We start from the raw sequence: 19,871 nt of genomic DNA, 5'->3' as shown, positions 1-19,871 counted from the left end.
GGTTTGTGACTGTGACTGTTCCGTACACGCTGACCCGCCTCGGCGTCGTGATGACACCTGAGCCGGGCAATGAGCTGGAGTCCGAAGGCGTGCTGAACCCGGCGTCCGGGCACACCCCGGACGGTGCTTTGTACCTCCTGCCGCGACTGGTTGCGCCGGGCAACATTTCTCGGGTCGGGCTGGCGCGCGTCTCGTTGACCGACGGAGTGCCGGTCGGGGTCGAACGTGAGGGCGTCGTACTGGCTCCGGACGAGGGCTGGGAGCGCGGGCTGAACAACGCCGGCGTCGAGGACCCGCGGGTGACGTGGATCCCGTCGCTGGACAAGCACGTGATGACGTACGTCGCGTACGGGCCGCTCGGGCCGAAGCCGGCGCTCGCGGTGTCGGACGACCTGCGGACCTGGACGCGGCTGGGGCCGCTGCACTTCGAGTACCAGGCTGACCTGGACACCGATCTCAACCTGTTTCCGAACAAGGACACGGTGTTCTTCCCCGAGCCCGTGCCCGGGCCGGACGGCGAACCGTCGTACGCGATGCTGCACCGGCCGATGTGGGACCTGGGGTGGTTCCGTGAGGGTGAGGGCGTGCACCTGCCGGCGGGGGTGACGGATGACCGGCCGGGGATCTGGGTGTCGTTCGTGCCGGTTGCCGAGGTCGAGCGGGGGCTGGAGAACCTGGTGCACCTGCGGCACCACCGGCTCGTCGCGATGTCGGAGCATCCCTTCGAGGAGTTGAAGATCGGCGCCGGTCCCGCACCTTTGCGGGTGCCGGAGGGATGGCTGGTGATCCACCACGGCGTGACCGGGGAGCAGCCGAAGGGCTTCGACCCGACGACGCAGAAGGTCAGCTACGCGGCGGGGGCGCTGCTGTTGTCCTTCGACGATGTCACGAAGGTGCTGGACCGGACGGCGGAGCCGATCCTGGTGCCGGAGACCGAGGAAGAGCGGATCGGGACGGTCGGGAACGTGGTCTTCCCGACGGCGATCGAGGAGGTCGACGGAGTGCACTACGTGTTCTACGGCATGGCTGACGCCAAGATCGGCGTTGCACGCTTGGACCGGTTGGCATGACGGTCTCGCGACGGGTGGTCCTCGGTGGATCGCTGGCACTGGCTGCCTCTTCCGGTTTCTCCTTACCTGCTTCGGCATCCAGGTCCCAGCTGGTCAACCTCGGTCACCTCGACTTCCTGGGTGACTCCGTCTCACCTCTGTCCGTCCCTGGGCACTCGACGTACGGCTCCGGTCCCCTCGGCGTCCTCTGGACGTACGCCGACCGTCGCGACGACGGCACCTACGCCCGCATCGGCGGCGGTCCGTACGACGCCGCCACCGACACCTACGGCCAAGGCGCCTTCAACGCCGACGACCTGGCCCGGGCTGCCGTCGTGTACCTGCGGCACTACCGACTGCACCGAGACGCCCACAGCCGCACGGCGGCGTACAACCTGTTGCGTGGTCTGACGTACCTGCAGACCACCAGCGGGCCGAACGCCGGCAACGTGGTGCTGTGGATGCAGCCGGATGGCGCCCTCAACCCGAGTGCCGAGCCGGTCGAGCTTCCGGATCCGTCGGACAGCGGGCCGTCGTACTGGCTGGCACGGACGGTCTGGGCGCTGGGGGAGGGGTACGAGGCCTTCCTGCGGGTCGACCCTGGGTTTGCGCGGTTCCTCCGCACGCGGATGGAGCTGGCCCTCGACGCTCTCGATCGCCAGGTGCTGGTCAAGTACGGCCGCTGGAATGTTGTCGACGGGCGGCGGGTTCCTGCTTGGCTCATCGTTGCTGGTGCCGACGCGACTTCCGAGGCTGTGCTGGGGTTGAGTGCGTACGTTCGAGCTGGAGCTGGAGCGGCCGGTGGCGGGGGAGTTGGCGCCTCCGGAGCTGATGCCTCCTCCAGTGGTGGTGCTGCCCGTGCCCGGCGCTCGCTCGCCCGTTTTGCCGAAGCCATCGCCGCCATGAGCGCCGGCGGCATCCGCGAGTGGCCCTTCCGCGCACTGCTGCCCTGGGGCGAGTCGATCTCCGACTGGCACGCCTGGGGCGCGCAGATGCCGTCCGCACTCGCCGCGGCGTCGACAGCCCTGCGCAACCCGCGCCTACTCACCCCAGCCATCGGCGACACAGCAGGCTTCACCCCACTGCTCCTCACCGCCGGCGGCCCCGACAACGGCTGGCTCCCGGCGCCCATCGACCGTACCCAGATCGCGTACGGCGTCGACGCCCGCCTGCAGGCCCTGCTCGGTGTGGCGTCAGCCGCGAACCGCCCCGGCCTCCGCCAGGTCGCCGCGTTCGTCGCCGCCTGGTACTTCGGCGCCAACCGCGCCGGCGAACCCGCGTACGACGCGGCCACCGGCCGCACGTACGACGGTATCTCCGGCGAAGGCGTCATCAACCGCAACTCCGGCGCCGAGTCCACCATCCACGGTCTGCTCTCCATGCTGGCCCTGGACGCTGACCCCGCCGTCGCCCGCCAAGCCCAAGCACTGGCCACTCGACCAGTGTCGTCCGGACTGCAGGTGGTCGAGGCAGAATCCGCTCAGCTCTCCTCCGGTGCCACGGTCGTCACCCCACCCTCCGCGTGGACCGGCGAATCCCAATGGAGCAACGGCTCCTACGTCACCCTCCCCGCTGGTTCCCGCGCTTCGTGGACTCTGCCTGCTTCCACCGAACCCCGCCTGGTCCTCCCCGTCGTCGACCTCGTCCCCGACCGGACAGCCGGCCGAAGCACCTGGTCCACCGGGGGCGTCATCCACCACGGCTCCGGTGGCCCGCAGGGAGTCTCCGCAGCACCCGGCGCACTGCTCCCGGTCTCCGTCGGCGTCCTCCCCGCCGCGGCGACAACCCTCACCACCACCTCCAGCGGCGCCAACGTCCGAGTCGACGCGGTCCTGCTTCTCCCGCTGATCAGCAAACTCCAACTCGGCGCCAACGACCTGCTGGTCAGCGTGGACCGGCAGCCCCGATCCGTACCCGTCTCGCACCGCGGGACTGCCTACTCCTACACCTCTTCCGGCCAGCTCCACTCCCGCCGACCGGCGAACGGCCGCGTGGAAGTGCTGCCGGGCGGCTTCACCGTCGTACTGAAGTAAGCGCCTCCAAGCACCAGTCAGCCACGAACTCCAGCGCCAACCCCCTTTGCTGGAAGAGCTGCCGACTGTCGGCCTGCTGGTGGTAAGCGCGATGAGACTTGTCTCCCGCCTGCCCCAGCAGCGCCGGCAACAACCACGCGTACTTGACCCCGGACGCCATCATCGCCAGGCGCACCTGGTCACCCTCGCCACTCCACCCGCCCTCGCGAAGCCCCGCGACGTACTCGTCGGCACAGGTCTCGGCCAGTTCCTGGATCCGCTCAGCCGGCCAGAACAGGTCGAACACGGCATCCGGGATGTGATTGCCGAGATCCTCCCCGAGCGCGCCGTCACCGGTGAACGCCCAGTCCAGCAAGGCGATCTCCCCACTCTCCCGGCGAATCACGTTGCTCACCCAGAGATCCAAGTGGCACCGCCGTCGCGGCGAACCTTCCACCAACCCGATCAATTCGTTGCGGTTGGCAACAAGCTGCCACCACTTCTGCCGCAACCCAGCGGGCCATTCTTCGGCCACCAACGGCTGCGCCCACGCCGAGTCGTCGTCCAGCAACTCCCAGGGCACCACGCGGCTGGTCGAGTAATCCCGCAAGAACCCGACGGACGTCCACCCGACGTCGTCACCAGGCCGCGCCTGCCACCGCCCACACCCCCGAGCCAGCGCCGCATGGTCCTCGAGTGAGAACGCGGTCCCCGGCGTACCCTCAACATCCTCCAGCACCAACACCGCCCCGCCGTCGAACTCCTCGACCTCCCCCTCGGGCAGCCAAAGCCCAGCCGCCCTCACCTGCTCCCGCAAAGCGTCGTCCCGGTAGACCTCGACCTCTCGACGCCAGTAGTTCCAGTGCCGAGGATCCAGAGACCCCGCCCAGGAAGCCGCGATCCCCGTACTCCCCACCCCGGGCGTCGGCGCCCGAAGCTCCTTGCGAACAACCGACCTGCCGGCCCCATCCGTCATCCGCTCGACCGAAGCGGTCACAGCATTCAGCGGGTTGTGCCGCAGCGGCGTACGGGCAGTTGGTTGCTCGCTCACCCCACCCATCCAACCAGCAAGCTGGTGGTCACCGGCTGGTTAGCCGAGCTCCAGCGCCGTACAAACCCAACGGCCTCGGCGGATCTCCAGTCGCAATGCCATCGCACGAGAGCGTCCGCCGGTCCGCAGATGGGCGGCGACCTCGGCCACTCCTCGGTCCGGCTGGCAAACGTGGACCGACCGCACAGCGCTCCGACCCTTCGCCGCGCGCTTCCCCGCGGTCGTCGTCAGGCCGAGCAGGCGCACCCGCCGATGCACGTCGACGTACACCGCCGTGTCCGTCCACCGCAGCAGCTGACTCACCGGCCGATCCCCACCGACCGTCTCCGCGATCGCCTGCACCAACCGGGCCGCCCAATCCCGCACGTCCGGCACCGCGGGCCCCGCCGGCACCAGCCGCAGTACCGGCCGAGCCTGTACCTCCACCTCATCCACCTCGTACTGCAGCGCCAAGGCCCCATGAGTGGGCAGAGCCTCCTGCCTCGCCCGAATCCCCGTAGCCCCCATCGGATAAGTCCGAGGCCCGCCACCCTCCGCCGCTCCACGCCGGCCATCGGCTCCCGCGTTGCTTGATCGACCGCGGCCCTCGGACCCCGCGACAGCTGTTCCACCTACGACACCCGTCGGGGCGGTCGTGCTCACGGGGCCACGGTCGGTTGCGGTTGTGAGCTCGGTTGTACCTGCTTCGCGTGCAGCGGCTGGAGAGGTGCCGTCCGTGAGGACTTCTTCGGCCGGCGCCTGGCTCGTGGAGGTGGACGGGTGGGGGACGGCTGTGAGGTTGCGTCTGGTGGTCATGTCACTTCTCCTGAGGGGTCTGCGGCACGGGACGGTCGAGGGAGGGCGGGGAGTGGAGCACCTGGCCGGGGAGGAGCAGGTCGGGGTCGGGGCCGATCACCGCGCGGTTCGCGGCGTACCACTGCGGCCACCGGGCGGCGACGGCTGAGTCCGAAGCTCCGGCGCCGAGCTCGGCAGCGGCGATCGACCAGAGCGACTCGCCCCGCAGCACCACGTGCCGCCCGCTCCCGAGATCCGTGTACCGAACCGGAGCCCCATCGGTAGGCCGATCCGGCACCCGAATCTCCGGCTCCCCGCGGGTAGCGGTCGGGTCACCCGGACGGGATGCAGCTTGATCGCCAGAACCGGGCCTGGCCTGATCACCCCGACGAGGAGTTGTCTGGCCACCTGGACGGGGAGTTGCCTCGCCGCCCGGTTGGGGAACTGCCTGCTCGCTCGTACGGGTGTTGGACGAATCGCCCGGGGCAGGAGTCGCCGGGCCGGTGGGACGGTTCGTGCCGGCGTCGCCGCCCGGCTGGCCGATCTCGATCTTCGAGCTCGGCTCGTACTGCGGGCGCCCCGCGGCCTCCGCCGGCGAATCAGCCAGGCGCACGCTCGAAGGCTTCTCCGTGAGCCGCCACTCGTTCGGTGAGGTCGGCTGATCGAGCCGGACAGTCGACGCCGGCTCGGTCGCGCGCCAAGCGGCAGCGCCGGAGGTCGTCGAGTGTTGCGGCGGGTTGGCAGGTGAGGCATGCGCGACCCCGATGGTCAGCGGAGTGACAGCGGCGACCCCCAGCGCCGAGCGCAGGAGCGTCCGCGAGGTCTGCGAGGTGATCCGCCCAGCCAGCGCAGCCCCGGCACGACCCAGTACGCCGGGCGCTTGCTCGAGCGCCGTGGCGACGACCGCGAGCAGCAGCCACGCGTACGCCGTCCAGGCGACCGCGGCGACGGTGACGAACGCCATCGAGATCAGGTCGCGCGTCGACGCCTCGGCCATGGCTCCGGCGGTCACCCAGCGCAGGGCGAAGCCGGCGCCGGCCAGTGCACCCAGCGCGATCACCGCCTTGAGCCCCCGGATCATCGCGTTCACCTGCTTTCGTCCTCGACCTATGCGTTTGCGTGAGTTTGCGTTGGCTTGACCAATATAGACCGCTCTCAGCAGGGTTTGGCAAGTCAAAGGCCGACAGCATGACGACGGAGAGTAGAAGTCGAGCACGGAGAGTGCTGATGAACGCTCGAGCGGGTAGGTTCGAGCGCATGCGTCTGGATGCTCTGTTCGAGGACCTGGAGTCGCAGTTCGCGGCGCTGCAGGACGGCGACCTGTACGGCGAGGTCGCCGAGCGGATCCGGGCCGAGGTCGGCAAGATCACGCTGCTCGACCGCCTCCGTGGGGCGGTCGGCACGATCGTCCGGGTCGAGCTGACGCACGCCGAGCCGGTTCAGGGCGAACTGGTCCGGGTCGGCAAGGACTGCCTGCTCGTGGAGGCCGAGCGGTTCGAGGAATGGCTGATCCCCGTCGAGGCCCTCACCTCGGTGCACGGCCTGGGCCCCTGGGCCGAGCCGGCCGAAGGTGCCGTCGCCGGCAAGCTGGGCCTCGCTCACCTACTCCGCGGAATCGCCCGCGACCGCTCGCCGGTCACGCTCTTCTGCGCCGGGCCGCACGCCCACCCGATCACCGGCACCGTCGACCGCGTCGGCGCCGACTTCCTCGAGATCGCCGAGCATCCCCTGGACGCGCCGCGTCGCCGTACCGAGGTCTACAACACCCGACTGGTCCCCACGCAGGCCCTCTCGGCCCTCAGACGCCGCTAGCCGAGCCTGCCGCGGCTCCCCGCCCGGATCGTCCTCACACCAGAGCGACGAGTGTCGGCTACTGGTTGACGTCCTCGGACTGCTCGGCTTCCTCGCCGAACGGGTGGCTGGTGATGAACTGGCGGGTCTCCGTGTACAGCCGCTCGATGTACTTCTCCAGCTCGGTCGCCTCCACCCTCCACTGACCGCGGCCGCCGATCTTCACGGCGGGGATGTCGCCGCGGCGGACCAGGGCGTAGACCTGGTTGGCCGAGATGTTCAGGACCTCGGCGACGTCGGAGAGCTGGAGGAAGCGCGGTGCAGGCATTCGTCCTGACGCCCTTTCGCTGGTCGACGTGGAGGGGTGGGAACTGCAACTTCCTGCAGTTCCGGTTCCTTAAGTTTGCCATGGTTGGCCCCCGGACGATTGAGTTTGTCCCCAGGTCGCAGCTGCGCGGCGACGCTGTGGACAACCGAAAGCACGCAGGGCGACGGAGTTGGCACAATGGGCGGCTCCGGAGCGCGACCGACAGGTGACAGGAAAGAGTCAGACGTGGTGCAGAGTCCAGTTCGCAGCGGGTTCGCGGTGCCGTCGGCGCCGCCGCAGCGCAACCGCCGAGCCCGGTGGCGGGACGGCCGGCTCGTGCTCGGCGTGCTGCTGGTCGCGATCACCGCGCTGGCGGGCGCCAAGTTGCTGTCGTCCGCCGACGACACCACGGCGATCTGGGCCGCCGACCGCGACCTCCCGGCCGGTACGAAGCTGACCTCGGAAGACCTGACCACGGTCCGGGTCCGCTTCACGAGCAGCGATGCCGCGAGCCAGTACGTCACGGCCGACGCCGACCTGCAGGGCCTGGTGATGGTTCGCCCGGTGAAGGCCGGCGAGTTCGTCCCGCGTCAGGCAGCGGTGACTCAGACGGACAACGACCGCACCGAGCTCCCGCTGGCGATCGCCGCCGGCCGCCTGCCAGCCGACACTGCGGTCGGCGACCAGGTCGACATCTGGGTCGTCCCGAAGGACGCCGCCCAACCGGCCCGGAAGCTCTGGGACACCGTCCGCGTCAGCCAGATCGACGCCGTCAAGGGCGTCGCAGGCGGGTCGGCGCGCCGGCAGGTGCTGGTCGGGTTGGACCCCGCTGACCTTCCCAAACTGCCCGCCGCGCTCGCCGCGATGAGCTCCGGCGAACCAGTCCTCGTACGACGGGGCCGCTGATGGCTGTACCCGTGCTGCTGGCGGTGACTGGTGCGCCGTGGGAGGCGGACGTCGTACGGCGTGCCGAGCAGGCGCCGGGGATTCGGATCGTGCGTCGGTGCGTGGACATTGCTGACGTGATGGCCGCGGCCGCGAGTGGGCAGGCTCGGGCTGTTCTGCTCGCGGAGGATCTGCCGCGGCTCACGTCGGACGCGGTGGCCGCGTTGCACGCGCGGCGGATCGTCGTACTGGCGTTGGTCGATCCGTCGGACAACGGTGAGCCGAGTGGTGCCGAGGATCGGCTGGCGCGGATGGGGATCGAGCGGATCCTGCCGGCCGACGTGAGCGGGGAGGACCTCGGGCGCGCGATCACGGACGCGGTCGATTCGGGGCCGCCGACAACGGTCTCGCACTTCGCCGGTGGGTTCATTCCGGTGCCGCCGGGGACAACGCCGCCCGAGCGGCACTACGACCCGTCGGGCAAGGGAAGGCTGCTCGCCGTCTGGGGGCCGACGGGGGCGCCGGGGCGGAGCACGGTCGCGGTCGGGTTGGCGACTGAGCTGTCGGCGCGGCAGATCCCGACGCTGCTGGCCGACGCCGACGTGTACGGCGGGTCGGTGGCGCAGATGCTGGGGATTCTCGACGAGACGTCGGGGCTGGCCGCTGCTGCGCGGTCGGCGGGGAGTGGTTCGCTCGATGTGGAACTGCTGGCTCGGCACGCGCGGGGTGTTGCTGACTACCTGCTGGTGCTGACGGGGTTGAGTCGCGCTGACCGGTGGACCGAGTTGCGGCCGACGGCGCTGGAGTCGGTCTGGTCGACGGCACGGCAGTTGGCGCCGTGCACGGTGGTCGACGTGAGCTTCTGCATCGAGAGTGACGAGGAGATCTCGTTCGACACGCTCGCGCCGCGGCGCAACGGCGCGACGCTCGCGACGCTGGAGGAGGCCGACGAGGTGATCGTCGTCGGTACGGCGGATCCGGTCGGGCTGACTCGTTTGATCCGCGCACTGCACGAGCTCCGAGCGATGGTGCCGTCGGCAACTACCCGCGTGGTGGTGAACCGCGTGCGCTCGGGATCGCTCGGTAGCTCCCCGGCGGATGCCGCTGCCGAGGCGCTCGTCCAGTACGCGGGGGTGGGGCCGGCGGCGCTCCTGCCGTTGGACCTGGCGGCGACGGATGCCGCGCTCACGCACGGCCGGAGCCTGCTCGAGACCGCCAAGTCCAGCAAGCTTCGCAAGGCCTTCCAGCAGTTGGCCGCCGGGGTCGAGAAGGACCATCTGAGCTCCGGGGGTTGAGTTAGAGCGCGCTGCAACGTCTAGCCTCACCCCGCAGCAGATCAGCGAGGCGCTGCTGCACTCGGCCGTCTACTGCGGGTTCCCGCGCGCCCTGAACGCGACGTTCACCGCGAAGAAGGTCTTCGCCGAGCGGGGACTGCTTCCGGTCGGGTGACGGTGGGGTGGGCGGCGTACGAGGTGGTGCGCAGCACGGGATGAGGGTGCGGAGTGGGACTGGCGGGTGGGGCGGCCGGGGTGAGGACTGGCGGGGTGGGGCGGCTGGGTGGGCGGCCGGGGTGAGGACTGGCGAGGTGGGGCGGCTGGGTGGGGACCGGCGGGGGAGCGGGCCGCGAGTGGGGGGACTCAGGGTGGACTGGGGTGTTTTCGGGGGGAAACCCCGCCGACAGCGGGCTGGGGGTGTGTCAGGGTGAGGGGTCAGCAGGGAAGCAGTTAGGGAGCGCGATGTCCGAGGTGCAGGGGCGGTCTGGTGGGGCGATGACGCCTGAGCGGCGGTTCGGGATCGCGATCTCGGTGGCGCTGATTCTCGGGGGCGCTTACTGGGCGCTGACCAACCTGACCGACGAAGCCAAGACGACGCGGGACAGCTACCCGGTGCAGGGGACCTCGTTGACGGTGGTCAGCAAGTCCTCGGACATCGAGGTGGTGGCGGGCGACGGGCCGGAGATCAAGGTCGACCGGAAGTTCAAGAAGAGCGTGTTCGGGAGGAACCCGGACGAGAGCTACCGCGACGGCACGCTCGAGGTGAAGTCGAGCGGGTGCACGTTCCTGTCCTTCGGGTGCGACACGGACTACGTGATCACCGTGCCGAAGGATCTCGTGGTGTCGGTCGACAACACGAGCGGGACGATCAAGGTGTCGGACGTTGCCGAGGTCGGGACGCTGAAGACCACCTCGGGGGACATCGAGGTGCACGCGGTCGGTGGGGAGATCACGCTGAACGCCACGTCGGGCGACATCGAGGGCGATGCGCTGACGGCGACGAAGGTGAACGGGAAGACGACCTCGGGGAAGGTCGACCTGACGTTCGCTGCCGCGCCGGACGAGGTGCGGGCGCAGGGGACTTCGGGGGATGTCACCGTGGTGGTTCCGGAGGGGACCGAGACCTACAAGGTCGATACCGACACGTCGTCGGGCGACGAGCAGGCCGAGGTCAGGACGGATCCGGCGGCCACCCGGACGATCACCGCGAAGACCTCGTCGGGCGACGTGACGGTCGAATACGCTCACTGACCTTCCGCCGGGCTGGATGCCGGGGGCAGGCGGGGGCGTGAGTAGTCTTGCGCGCATGTCTGACGACAAGGTGTTGCGGGGGCTGCTGGTTGATTGGGGTGGGGTGCTGACGTCGGGGCTCGACGTGGCGCTCGGGCGGTGGGCCGAGTTGGACAACCTTGATTTCGAGGCCTACTTCAAGGCTGTGGTGGAGTGGTTGGGGGCCGACCCGGCCGAGGCCGAGATCAACCCGATTCACGCGCTGGAGCGTGGGCAGATCGCCGTACCGGACTTCGAGCGGAAGCTTGCGGCGCTGCTGCTGACGCGGGACGGGACGCCGTTGCGGGCCGAAGGGCTGATCGAGCGGATGTTCGCGCACTTCGAGCACGAGCCGCGGATGACGGCGCTGGTACGGCGGGCGAAGGGGCACGGGATCAAGACCGCCCTGCTGTCCAATTCGTGGGGCAACAGCTACCCGGTCGACACCTGGGAAGGCATGTTCGACGACCTGGTGATCTCCGGTGAGGTCGGGCTGCGCAAGCCCGAGCCCGAGATCTACCTGCTCGCCGCCGAGCGGATCGGCCTTCCGCCGGCCGAGTGCGTGTTCGTCGACGACCTCGAGCTGAACGTCGAGGCCGCCCGGAAGCTCGGCATGACCGCGATCCACCACACCGCGTACGACGACACGTTGCGCGAGCTGGAGACCCTGTTCGGAGTCGACCTCACGTGACCACGACCTCCCCCGAGATCCACCGGACTGATCGCCGCTGGATCGTCGTCGCCGTGCTCGGCTGCGCCGCGTTCGTTGCCCTCGGCGCCTGGGCGTACGGTCTGTTCGGCGGCATGATCGACCTCCGCGTCTACCGGATGGGCGGCTCCGTGCTGCTCGACCGGGCCTCCCTGTACGACGCGCAGCTGCCCGGCTCGGGCCTGCCGTTCACCTACCCGCCGTTCGCCGCGATCGCGATGGTCCCGCTGGCCGCGGTGCCGTGGGGTGTCGCACTGGTGGTCTGGACGACGATCTCCGTCCTCTGCATCGCGGCGATCTGGCGCACAGCGCTCCCCAACAGCGCGTGGAACCTGCTGCCAGAACACCTGAGCAACAGGCGAATCGCCGTACTGGCCGCCCTGACGCTCGCGTCGCTGCTGCTCGAACCGGTCTGGCAGACGATCCAGTTCGGCCAGATCAACCTGTTGCTGACAGCAATGATCCTGCTCGACCTCGTCCGGCCGCAGAACGCGCGCTGGCGGGGCTTCTGGGTCGGCGTGACGATCGGTATCAAGCTGACACCGCTGCCGTTCCTGGCGTTCCTGCTGGTCACCAAGCAGTGGCGGGCGTTCCGCAACGCGCTGCTCGGGCTGCTCGCGACGATGGCGATCGGCTTCGCCGTCGTACCGAACCAGTCGTGGGAGTACTGGACCGTCGTCGTGCGCAACGCCAACCGCGTCGGCGGACTGGCCTACACCGCGAACCAGTCGTTCATGGGCTTCCTCAGCCGCCTCGGCGACGACGCCGGCTGGATCCAGCCGGTCTGGTTCGTCCTGTCCGCGGTCTTCGGCCTGCTCGTGCTCTGGCTGGCCCGCCGCTACTGGCTGGCCGACGAACGCGTCACCGCGATCTCGGTGATGGCGCTGGCCGTGCTCTACGCGTCCCCGGTCTCGTGGAGCCACCACTGGGTCTGGATCATCCCGCTCGGCATCAGCCTGATCCGCGCGGTCGACCGCCAGTGGGGTCGCCGCCCCGCGATCGTCACCGCCGTGCTCTGGTACGGGCTGTTCGTGCTCCGCTCGATCTGGTGGGTCCCGTTCCGCGACGACCGCGAGCTCAGCTGGTCCTTCTGGCAGTCCATCCCGGGCAACTCACACCTGATCCTGGGAATGATCGCGTTCGTCGTCCTGGCGATCACGTCGCGAGCGAAAGCTCCCGCAGCGGAGCGCTCAGCCGGCTAGCGAGAGCAGGGTCCACCAAGGCAACCTCGTCGAGGAAGACCTGGATCGCCGCCCCGAACGCCCGGTCGAGCTCGGCGGGGTCGATCGCCCGCAGGAGCGTGGCCTCCAGCGGTCGCAGCAGGGCCGGTGGCAACAGGTGGTAGCCACGCCCATCGCCCGCAGGCACCTGATGCCGAAGGCAAGCAAGCATGAGCACCTGGTCCCGTAGACCACTGATCATGTGCTCCGCCTGCCAGCCGCGCCCGCGCATGATGCTCGACCTGGCGTGCAAGGCGTACAGCCAGCCCATGCCGATCAGCCCGGCGGCATCAGGCGGGGCGCCCGCCGGTTGCTCGACGGCGTCCCCGAAGACGACCTGAAACGCCGGCCCCAGCGCACCGAACTCCGCGGCCGGCGCGAAGGCGACGTCCACCTGCAGAGTGCTGGCCAGGAAGAACACCCGGTACGTCGTACGCCGCACCCGCAGGTCCAGGTGCGCGACGCACGAGTGCTCGGCGTACATGCGTGTGGTCCACTCGTCGAGCACGTCCTGAGGATCGCCGGCCAGGCCCAGGTACAGGTCGATGTCCGACCACTCGTCCTCAGCCCCAGCGGCCGCCGATCCCGTCAGGGCGAGACCGGTGATCCGCGCGTCGGAACGTGCCTCCGCGACCAACTGGTCGCGGAGGGCCGAACGTTCCGCGGGCGTGAACATCAGGACGAGAACAGCAGCAGCAGTCCGCCGGCCGTGTAGCCGACCATGACGACCAGCAGCGGGATCTGGCCGGCCAAGGCCTTGTGGCGTGGGAACAACGCGACCGCCCGGTCGTGGGCCGAGACGACACCGAGCAGGTGGCCGCAGACCACGGCGAGGACCTGGATGACCGAGATCGTCGTGCTGTGGTTGGTGATCCCGGTGTTGACCGCGAGCAGCCCGGTGCCGAAGACGTTGGCGCCGTTGCTCAGCGGGTCGCTCAGGTAGATGAGCGTCCGCTGGCCCTCGAGGATGAAGAGCGTCAGGTAGTGCGCCACGACGTACCCGAAGGCGATCGGGACCACCGAGTGCGCGAACAACCCGGGCAGCGACGAACGGGAACTGTCCGACAACCGCCCGGCCAGCAGCGTCGCGCCGGAGTACGTGACCAGCACGAACAGGATGAACACGATCAGCATCCCCGTGCCGAGCAGGGTCATCGAGTAGCCGGAGTTCTGCGCCCAGCCGATCCAGGCCGACGAGTTCGAGAAGCCGTCGTACGCCGTACTGCCGAGCAGGGCGGCGACGAGCCCGACCAGACCGGGCTGGACCTTCAGGCCGTCCAGGTTCTCCAGCGGGCGGCGGAACACGATCTTGCCGTCGTCACGCCGGCCCCACGGGGACAGCCGCGACATCAGCGTCGCGTACGCCTCGAACGGGTCGCCGGCGGCGAACCAGCGGTCGCCGAACAGGATCGCGCCGAACAGCGTGATCACGACGTACAAGGCCATCCAGGCCTGCAGCACCGGCAGCGTCGCGCGGTCGGGCGCGACCAGCTCGAGCCAGGTGAACGCCAGGATGCCGAGCGCGGCCGGCCAGAGCCCGACCCACTTCGGCAGCTCGAGCAGACCCTGCGACGCCGGCTGGCGGAGCAGCTTCGAGATCAGCAGGTGGATCGTGCGCAGCGGGTTGAGCGTGCGCCAGACCGGGCCGAGCAGCAGCGACAGCGGCACCAGCCCGACCCACACCAGGATGTAGACGAACCCGAAGATCGGGTTGGTCAGCCGGTCGACGCCGAACAGCAGCGAGACCATCGCGTACAGGAAGACGGCCAGCCCGATCAGCCGGACGACCCAGCGGAACCACCCGGCGTCAACGGTCCGGGTGACGCCGTCCGGCAGCGGCCGGCCCGAGGCGTTGCCCCGGTACTTCGACGTACGCCAGGCCAGCCCCAGTACGACGAACGACAGCGCGATCGCGACCGCGGCGCCCCCGACGGCCAGCCCGAACGGGACGGGCAGGTCCTGCCGGCCGCCGATCCCGTGGAGCGGCAGCAGAAGAGGTGTCATCAGGTCAGGAGACGACGAGCTTGGCGACCAGCTTGCCGCTCTCGTGCGTCTCCACCTCGAAGGTGCCCTTCATGTTCGCGGTGAACTTGACCGAGGCCGGCTTGCCCGGCGCCAGCTCGAGCTCTTTGTCGTACCCGTGGATGTGCAGCTGGTCGGCCGCGTCGCTGACCGCGGTGACCAGGACGGTCTGGCCGGCGGTCACCTTGATGCTGTCGCCGCTCGGGTTGACCTTGCCGTTGGCAACGGTGACGTTGATGGTCACGTCGGCCTGCTCGCCGGACGGGTCCGTGGTGTTCGACGGGGTGTTCTTCGGGTCGGCCGGGGTCTCGCTGGGCGTCACCGACGGCGTGTCGCTCGGCGTCGTCACGGGTGCGCTCGGCGACGGCGAGCCGCCGCTGGAGTCGTCGCCGCAGCCGGCCAGGACCAGCATGCCGAGGGCGGGCAGGAGCGCGAGAGCGGTACCGCGGGAGAACGTCGAACGCATGATGCGAGGAGCCTTTCAGGCAAGGTAGGACACTGTCGGGCGCCGAACACGCCCACTGGGTGCTACGAACACCGGCCGCGCCGGGTTCCCGCCCAGGACCATCAGTCGTGTCACGATCGCCTTCAGTAGTGTCGCAGCTCACTGTCGGCGCGGGCGGCTAGGGTGAGCGGACCACCCAGAGGAAGGAAGGACCCGCGGATGCCGGACCGGTTGTCGTCGCTCGACCTGACCTTTCTCAAGGCCGAGTCCCCGGCCACGCCGATGCACGTCGGCACGGTCGACATCTTCGAGCCGCCGGTGCACTCCGACGACGAGTTCGACTACGAGAGCCTGGTCGCGCTGATCCGCGACCGGATCGCCTTCGTGCCGCGCTACCGCCAGCGGGTCCAGCAGGTGCCGGGCCGCTTCGCCGGGCCGGTCTGGGTCGACGACGAAGAGTTCGACATCACCTTCCACGTACGGCGTTCCGCCCTGCCGCGCCCCGGCACGCACGCGCAGCTGCTCGAGCTGGTCGCCCGGATCATGTCCCGGCGCCTCGACCGGGCGCGTCCGCTCTGGGAGATGTACCTGGTCGAGGGCCTGCAGGGCGACCGGTTCGCGATCATCTCCAAGTCCCACCAGGCCCTTGTCGACGGCAACAGCACGGTCGACATCGGTCAGGTCGTGCTCGACTCGACCGCGCACCCGCGGGAGACGCCCACCGACACCTGGCAGCCCGACCACCCGCCGTCCGCGCTGGAGCTGCTGGCCGGCGTCTTCGCCGACGCGACCCGGCACCCGACCGCCGTGCTGGAGCTGGCGCGCGCCGAGATGGCCAGCCTGACCGGGTCGACCTCGGTGCGTGAGGTGATCGGCGACGTGGTCGGCTCGCTGGTCGCGCAGCGGCACGCGCAGGAGAGCTCGCTGCACGTGAAGACCTCCGGGCAGCGCCGGTTCACCACCGTGCAGACCGATCTCGAGGACTTCCGGACCGTGCGCGCGATGCACGGCGGCACGATCAACGACGTGGTCCTGGCCGTCGTCGCGGGCGCGTTCCGGGCCTGGATGATGACCCGGGGCGAAGGTGTCGGCCCGACCCGGAGCGTGCGCGCCGTCGTCCCGGTGAGCATCCGCGACGACGAGGACGAGGAGCCGACCTCGCTCGGCTCGTCGGTGATCGCCTCGACCGTGACCCTGCCGGTCGGGGAGAACTCGCCGGTCATGCGGCTGCACCAGATCTCGTACCAGACCAAGGTGCACAAGGACACCGGGCGCGCGGTCAGCGCCCGCTCGCTGGTCGGCATCGCCGGCTTCGCCCCGACCACCCTGCACGCGCTCGCCGCCCGGGTCGCCACCGCCACGGTCCGGCCGATCGACGACGTCGTGATCACCAACGTGCCGGGGCCGCAGTTCCCGCTCTACGCCCAGGGCGCGCCGATGCTCGCGTCGTACCCCGTCGTCCCGCTGATGCCCGGCCAGGGGCTGTCGGTCGGCGTCACGTCGTACGACGGCAAGGTCTCGTTCGGGCTGAACGCGGACCGGACGGCGATGCCGGACCTGGCCGTGTTCGCGCAGTGCGTCACCGACGCGCTGGACGAGTTGCTGGACACCACCAAGGGCAGCCGGAACCGGGCCACGCGCGGCCGGAAGAAGCCCCGGAGCACCAAGAAGGCGGGCCAATGAGGGTTTACGTACCGTCCACGCTGCCGCTGCTCGACGCGGCCTGCCACGCGGCCGAGGTCGGCCCGGCGCCGATGACGGTGTACGCCGTGACGCCGGCGCTGCGCGAGTGGTACACCCAGGGCGACGACGAGGAGCTCGAGTACGCCGCGATGGCGCAGGCCGCGAAGGCCTCGGTCGGTCTGCTGTCCGCCGATCCCGGCGCGCCGCGCAAACGGGTGGTGATCGCCTGCGAGGTGGCGGCCGTGCCGCCCGCCGACGGCAGCGTCCACCTGGGCGACGCCCGGCTGGAGCTGCACGTGGTGATCCCGTGGAGCGCCGTCGCGGCGGTGCACCTGGACGCGGAGAGCGCGGCCGAGATCGTCGGCAAGGCGGCCGACCTCTGGGACGTGGCGCGCGGTGACACCGCGAATCCGGATCACGAAGACGCTGTCTTCGCCCTCGACTCGTGCGAAGGTGAAGACCTGCTGTGGTACGCGACGCAGGAGATCCCCGATCTCCTGGCCGCGGAAGGCCGGCGGGGCAAGGCTTGACGGTTGAGCTGACAGGGAGCTGATGGCGATGGCACAGGCGATCTGGAAGGGGGCCATCTCGTTCGGGATGGTGACGATCCCGATCAAGGTGTACTCCGCGACGGAGGAGAAGGACATCTCCTTCCGGCAGGTGCACGTGGCCGACGGCGGCCGGATCCGGTACAAGCGGATCTGCTCGATCGACGGTGAAGAGGTCCCGTACTCCGACATCGGCAAGGGCTACGAGATGGCCGACGGCCGGATGGTGGTGCTGGAGCCGGACGACTTCGCCGACCTTCCGCTGTCCAGCAAGAAGGTCATCGACGTGCTCGAGTTCGTGCCGGCCGACCAGGTCGACCCGCTCTACCTCGGCAAGTCGTACTACCTGGCCGCGGACGGCGGGCCCGGCGGGAAGCCGTACGTGCTGCTCCGGGACGCGCTCGAGGGATCAGAGCTGTACGCGCTGGTGAAGGTCGCGCTGCGCTCGCGGGAGAGCCTCGCGCTGCTGCGCACGCACGAGAACGTGCTGATCCTGCAGGTGATGCTCTGGCCGGACGAGGTGCGTGACGCGTCGTTCGCCGCTCCGGACGAGGACATCGAGATCCGCAAGCAGGAGAAGGCGATGGCCGCGTCGTACATCGACACCCTGCGCGGCGAGTTCGACCCGGACCAGTACCACGACGAGTACCGGCACGCGCTGGAGCAGGTCGTCGAGGCGAAGGCCGCGGGGGTGCCGCTGCCGGCGGAGGCCGAGGAGGAGGAGACCGAGGGCGCCGAGGTGGTCGACCTGGTCGCCGCCTTGAGGGCGTCGGTCGAGGCCGCGAAGGCGCGTCGTGCGGGTGGTGGATCGTCCTCGGAGGAACCGGCCAAGAAGTCGGCCCCGGCGAAGAAGACGGCCGCCAAGAAGGCCGCGCCGGCGAAGAAGACGGCGGCCGCGAAGAAGGCGCCGGCCAAGAAGACGGCGGCCAAGAAGGCTACGAAGAAGTCGGCATGAGCGATCCCGTCGTAGCCGGCAACTGACGCAGCAGGGTGAGCGCAGCCTCCGACGGTGAGCCGGCGGCTGTGGTCACCACGATCAGGTTCTGCTCCGGGGACCGGGCGATGGCCAGCGTCTGCTGCGTCACGGTCACCGCGCCGACCAGCGGGTGATGCAGCTCGTACGACGCCGCGTCGCACGGCGTGATCCGGTGGTCCGCCCACAACGCCACGAACTCCGGGCTCTTCATCGACAGCTCACCGATCAGCGCCGCCAGCCGTGGGTCCTCCGGGTGCCGCCCGACGACGATCCGAAGGTTGCCCACCACGGCCCGCGCCTTGCGGTCCCAGTCCGTGTAGAGCTCGCGGCTGTGCGGGTCGAGAAAGATCAGCCGCGCCACGTTCGGTCGCTGCGCCGAGTCGTCGGCCGACGCCCGATCGACATGCCCCGCGAGCAGCGAGTGCCCCAACTCGTTCCACGCCAGTACGTCGGTACGCCGCCCAAGCACCAGCGCCGGCACTCCGTCCAGCGCCCGCATCAGATCCAGCGTCTCGGCGGTGACCTTCTCGGTCCGCGGCCGCCGTACCCGCGGTGCCCGCCGCCCGGCCTCGGCCAGCCGTTCGAGATGGTCCTGCTCGTGCGCGTCCAGTCGGAGCGCGCGGCCGATCGCCTGCAGCACCTCCGGCGACGCCCCGCGCGACAGCCCCTGCTCGAGCCGGGTGTAGTAGGACACGCTGACACCCGCCAGCAGCGCCAACTCCTCCCGACGGAGGCCCTGCACCCGCCGGCGCGGCCCGACTTCGGGCAGTCCCACGTCCTCAGGCTGCAGCCGCGCGCGCCGTGCGCCGAGGAAGTCGCCGAGCGGTCCAGGTCCGTCCATCGGTCCAGTGTGCGTGACCGGCCAAACCCGAACCACACCCTGCGAGGGGTAGGACAGGACGGGTCTGGTCGCTCGAAAGATCCCGCCCAAGACTCGGCGGCATGGATCAGATCACCTTGGGCGACGTTACCGTCACCCGCGTCAAGGAGTACTACGGCACGGTCGAGATGGACCCTGCCACCTTCTTCCCCGAGAGCCCCGACGGCTCCTGGGACGAGCACCGGGACTGGTTGGCCCCGGACTTCTGGAACCCCGAGACCGGCGAGTGCATCTCCGCCATCCAGACCTGGCTGCTGCGCAGCGGCGGCCGAACGATCCTCGTCGACACCGGCGTCGGCAACCACAAGGACCGGCCGTACGCGCCGGTGTGGAGCCGCCTCGAGACCGGCTACCTGGACAACCTCGCCGCGGCCGGCGTACGGCCCGAGGACGTCGACCTGGTGGTCAACACGCACCTGCACATCGACCACGTCGGCTGGAACACCCGCCTCGACGGGCGGACCTGGGTGCCGACGTTCCCGAACGCGACGTACCTGATGACCCAACGGGACTTCGACTTCTGGAACCCGGCGAACGGTCACCAGCCGCTGCTCGGTCGCGGTAACCAGAACGTGTTCGAGGACAGCGTGGCGCCGGTCCACGAGGCCGGGCTGACCCACCTGTGGGACGACGCCTACCGGATCGACGAGAACCTGACGCTGGAGCTGGCCCCCGGGCACACCCCCGGCTCGTCCGTGCTGAACCTGGCCTCCGGCGGCGACCGCGCGATCTTCGTCGGCGATCTCGTGCACACCGCGCTGCAGATCGTCGAGCCGGAGACGAACAGCTGCTTCTGCGAGAACCCGGTCGAGTCCCGTGCCACCCGCCACAAGCTGCTCGGCCGTGCCGCCGAGGACAACGCGCTCGTCCTGCCGGCCCACCTGGGCGGCCACGGCGCGGCCGAGGTGGTCCGCGACGGCGCGAGGTTCGCCATCAAGGACTGGGCCGGCTTCGCCCGCATCTCCTGAAAGGAACG

General features: G+C 69.9%; 20 protein-coding genes and 1 pseudogene. 13 read left to right on the top strand and 8 right to left on the bottom strand.

The window, feature by feature from the left end; genetic code table 11:
* The first annotated feature begins 11 nt into the window (after nucleotides 1-11).
* Nucleotides 12-1,070, top strand: coding sequence for a glycoside hydrolase family 130 protein (locus tag ACLQ2O_RS39305; RefSeq protein ID WP_425842580.1), 1,059 nt, complete (start codon nucleotides 12-14; stop codon nucleotides 1,068-1,070).
* Nucleotides 1,067-3,082: a hypothetical protein gene (locus ACLQ2O_RS39300; protein WP_425842579.1), complete on the top strand. Its 2,016-nt coding sequence runs from the start codon at nucleotides 1,067-1,069 to the stop codon at nucleotides 3,080-3,082. Before ACLQ2O_RS39305 ends, ACLQ2O_RS39300 begins: the two co-directional genes overlap by 4 nt.
* On the opposite strand, the gene ACLQ2O_RS39295 is transcribed toward ACLQ2O_RS39300, so the two are convergent.
* From ACLQ2O_RS39295 to ACLQ2O_RS39285, 3 genes are all read right to left on the bottom strand, one after another.
* A complete protein-coding gene (locus ACLQ2O_RS39295; protein ID WP_425842578.1) occupies nucleotides 3,063-4,112 on the bottom strand; it encodes an aminoglycoside phosphotransferase in 1,050 nt (349 codons plus the stop codon). The two genes, ACLQ2O_RS39300 and ACLQ2O_RS39295, sit on opposite strands and share 20 nt — an antisense overlap.
* A gap of 39 nt (nucleotides 4,113-4,151) precedes the next feature.
* Nucleotides 4,152-4,538, bottom strand: a complete 387-nt coding sequence (locus ACLQ2O_RS39290; protein WP_425842577.1) for an Rv3235 family protein — start codon at nucleotides 4,536-4,538, stop codon at nucleotides 4,152-4,154.
* A gap of 370 nt (nucleotides 4,539-4,908) precedes the next feature.
* Nucleotides 4,909-5,976, bottom strand: coding sequence for a LysM peptidoglycan-binding domain-containing protein (locus tag ACLQ2O_RS39285; RefSeq protein ID WP_425842576.1), 1,068 nt, complete (start codon nucleotides 5,974-5,976; stop codon nucleotides 4,909-4,911).
* Nucleotides 5,977-6,143: 167 nt separating this feature from the next.
* On the opposite strand from ACLQ2O_RS39285, the gene ACLQ2O_RS39280 reads away from it, so the two are divergent.
* Nucleotides 6,144-6,698, top strand: a complete 555-nt coding sequence (locus ACLQ2O_RS39280; protein ID WP_425842575.1) for a hypothetical protein — start codon at nucleotides 6,144-6,146, stop codon at nucleotides 6,696-6,698.
* 58 nt (nucleotides 6,699-6,756) lie between these two features.
* On the opposite strand, the gene ACLQ2O_RS39275 is transcribed toward ACLQ2O_RS39280, so the two are convergent.
* Nucleotides 6,757-7,005, bottom strand: coding sequence for a helix-turn-helix domain-containing protein (locus ACLQ2O_RS39275; protein WP_425842574.1), 249 nt, complete (start codon nucleotides 7,003-7,005; stop codon nucleotides 6,757-6,759).
* A 225-nt stretch (nucleotides 7,006-7,230) separates the two neighbouring features.
* On the opposite strand from ACLQ2O_RS39275, the gene ACLQ2O_RS39270 reads away from it, so the two are divergent.
* From ACLQ2O_RS39270 to ACLQ2O_RS39245, 6 genes and pseudogenes are all read left to right on the top strand, one after another.
* Nucleotides 7,231-7,890: an SAF domain-containing protein gene (locus tag ACLQ2O_RS39270; RefSeq protein ID WP_425842573.1), complete on the top strand. Its 660-nt coding sequence runs from the start codon at nucleotides 7,231-7,233 to the stop codon at nucleotides 7,888-7,890.
* On the top strand, nucleotides 7,890-9,164 hold the full coding sequence (locus ACLQ2O_RS39265) for an AAA family ATPase (RefSeq protein WP_425842572.1): 1,275 nt from the start codon (nucleotides 7,890-7,892) through the stop codon (nucleotides 9,162-9,164). Before ACLQ2O_RS39270 ends, ACLQ2O_RS39265 begins: the two co-directional genes overlap by 1 nt.
* 16 nt (nucleotides 9,165-9,180) lie before the next feature.
* Nucleotides 9,181-9,318 (top strand): annotated as a pseudogene (locus ACLQ2O_RS39260) (carboxymuconolactone decarboxylase family protein); the annotation flags it as partial.
* Between the two features lie 287 nt (nucleotides 9,319-9,605).
* A complete protein-coding gene (locus ACLQ2O_RS39255; RefSeq protein WP_425842571.1) occupies nucleotides 9,606-10,394 on the top strand; it encodes a DUF4097 family beta strand repeat-containing protein in 789 nt (262 codons plus the stop codon).
* Between the two features lie 55 nt (nucleotides 10,395-10,449).
* Nucleotides 10,450-11,103, top strand: a complete 654-nt coding sequence (locus tag ACLQ2O_RS39250; RefSeq protein ID WP_425842570.1) for an HAD family hydrolase — start codon at nucleotides 10,450-10,452, stop codon at nucleotides 11,101-11,103.
* Nucleotides 11,100-12,323 (top strand): glycosyltransferase 87 family protein, encoded by a 1,224-nt coding sequence (locus ACLQ2O_RS39245; protein ID WP_425842569.1) that lies wholly within the window; start codon nucleotides 11,100-11,102, stop codon nucleotides 12,321-12,323. Before ACLQ2O_RS39250 ends, ACLQ2O_RS39245 begins: the two co-directional genes overlap by 4 nt.
* Here ACLQ2O_RS39245 and ACLQ2O_RS39240 read toward each other — a convergent pair.
* The 3 genes from ACLQ2O_RS39240 to ACLQ2O_RS39230 are packed head-to-tail and all read right to left on the bottom strand — an operon-like array spanning nucleotide 12,277 to nucleotide 14,829.
* Nucleotides 12,277-13,017 carry a nucleotidyltransferase domain-containing protein gene (locus tag ACLQ2O_RS39240; protein WP_425842568.1) on the bottom strand — a complete coding sequence of 247 codons (741 nt, stop codon included), beginning with the start codon at nucleotides 13,015-13,017 and terminating at the stop codon, nucleotides 12,277-12,279. The two genes, ACLQ2O_RS39245 and ACLQ2O_RS39240, sit on opposite strands and share 47 nt — an antisense overlap.
* Nucleotides 13,017-14,345: a hypothetical protein gene (locus tag ACLQ2O_RS39235; RefSeq protein ID WP_425842567.1), complete on the bottom strand. Its 1,329-nt coding sequence runs from the start codon at nucleotides 14,343-14,345 to the stop codon at nucleotides 13,017-13,019. The genes ACLQ2O_RS39240 and ACLQ2O_RS39235 overlap by 1 nt, the downstream gene beginning before the upstream one ends.
* Nucleotides 14,346-14,349: 4 nt before the next feature.
* Nucleotides 14,350-14,829 (bottom strand): cupredoxin domain-containing protein, encoded by a 480-nt coding sequence (locus tag ACLQ2O_RS39230; protein WP_425842566.1) that lies wholly within the window; start codon nucleotides 14,827-14,829, stop codon nucleotides 14,350-14,352.
* Nucleotides 14,830-15,027: 198 nt separating this feature from the next.
* Here ACLQ2O_RS39230 and ACLQ2O_RS39225 point away from each other — a divergent pair, with 198 nt between their 5' ends.
* From ACLQ2O_RS39225 to ACLQ2O_RS39215, 3 genes are read left to right on the top strand one after another with little or no spacing between them, the layout of a single operon-like run.
* Entirely contained in the window at nucleotides 15,028-16,491 is a 1,464-nt protein-coding gene (locus ACLQ2O_RS39225; protein ID WP_425842565.1) for a WS/DGAT/MGAT family O-acyltransferase, read from the top strand.
* Nucleotides 16,488-17,021 carry a DUF6912 family protein gene (locus ACLQ2O_RS39220; RefSeq protein WP_425842564.1) on the top strand — a complete coding sequence of 178 codons (534 nt, stop codon included), beginning with the start codon at nucleotides 16,488-16,490 and terminating at the stop codon, nucleotides 17,019-17,021. The genes ACLQ2O_RS39225 and ACLQ2O_RS39220 overlap by 4 nt, the downstream gene beginning before the upstream one ends.
* Nucleotides 17,022-17,049: 28 nt before the next feature.
* Nucleotides 17,050-17,994 carry a Ku protein gene (locus ACLQ2O_RS39215; protein ID WP_425842563.1) on the top strand — a complete coding sequence of 315 codons (945 nt, stop codon included), beginning with the start codon at nucleotides 17,050-17,052 and terminating at the stop codon, nucleotides 17,992-17,994.
* Here the strand turns inward: ACLQ2O_RS39215 and ACLQ2O_RS39210 are convergent.
* On the bottom strand, nucleotides 17,975-18,856 hold the full coding sequence (locus ACLQ2O_RS39210) for a helix-turn-helix domain-containing protein (RefSeq protein ID WP_425842562.1): 882 nt from the start codon (nucleotides 18,854-18,856) through the stop codon (nucleotides 17,975-17,977). The two genes, ACLQ2O_RS39215 and ACLQ2O_RS39210, sit on opposite strands and share 20 nt — an antisense overlap.
* Nucleotides 18,857-18,957: 101 nt before the next feature.
* Here ACLQ2O_RS39210 and ACLQ2O_RS39205 point away from each other — a divergent pair, with 101 nt between their 5' ends.
* Nucleotides 18,958-19,863, top strand: a complete 906-nt coding sequence (locus tag ACLQ2O_RS39205) for an MBL fold metallo-hydrolase (RefSeq protein ID WP_425842561.1) — start codon at nucleotides 18,958-18,960, stop codon at nucleotides 19,861-19,863.
* The last annotated feature ends 8 nt before the right edge of the window (nucleotides 19,864-19,871 follow it).

Origin of the sequence: Kribbella sp. DT2 (genome assembly GCF_049844575.1) — a bacterium.
GTDB lineage: Bacteria > Actinomycetota > Actinomycetes > Propionibacteriales > Kribbellaceae > Kribbella.
Note: the sequence above shows the minus strand (reverse complement) of the source record. Positions and strands in the feature narration are given on the sequence as shown.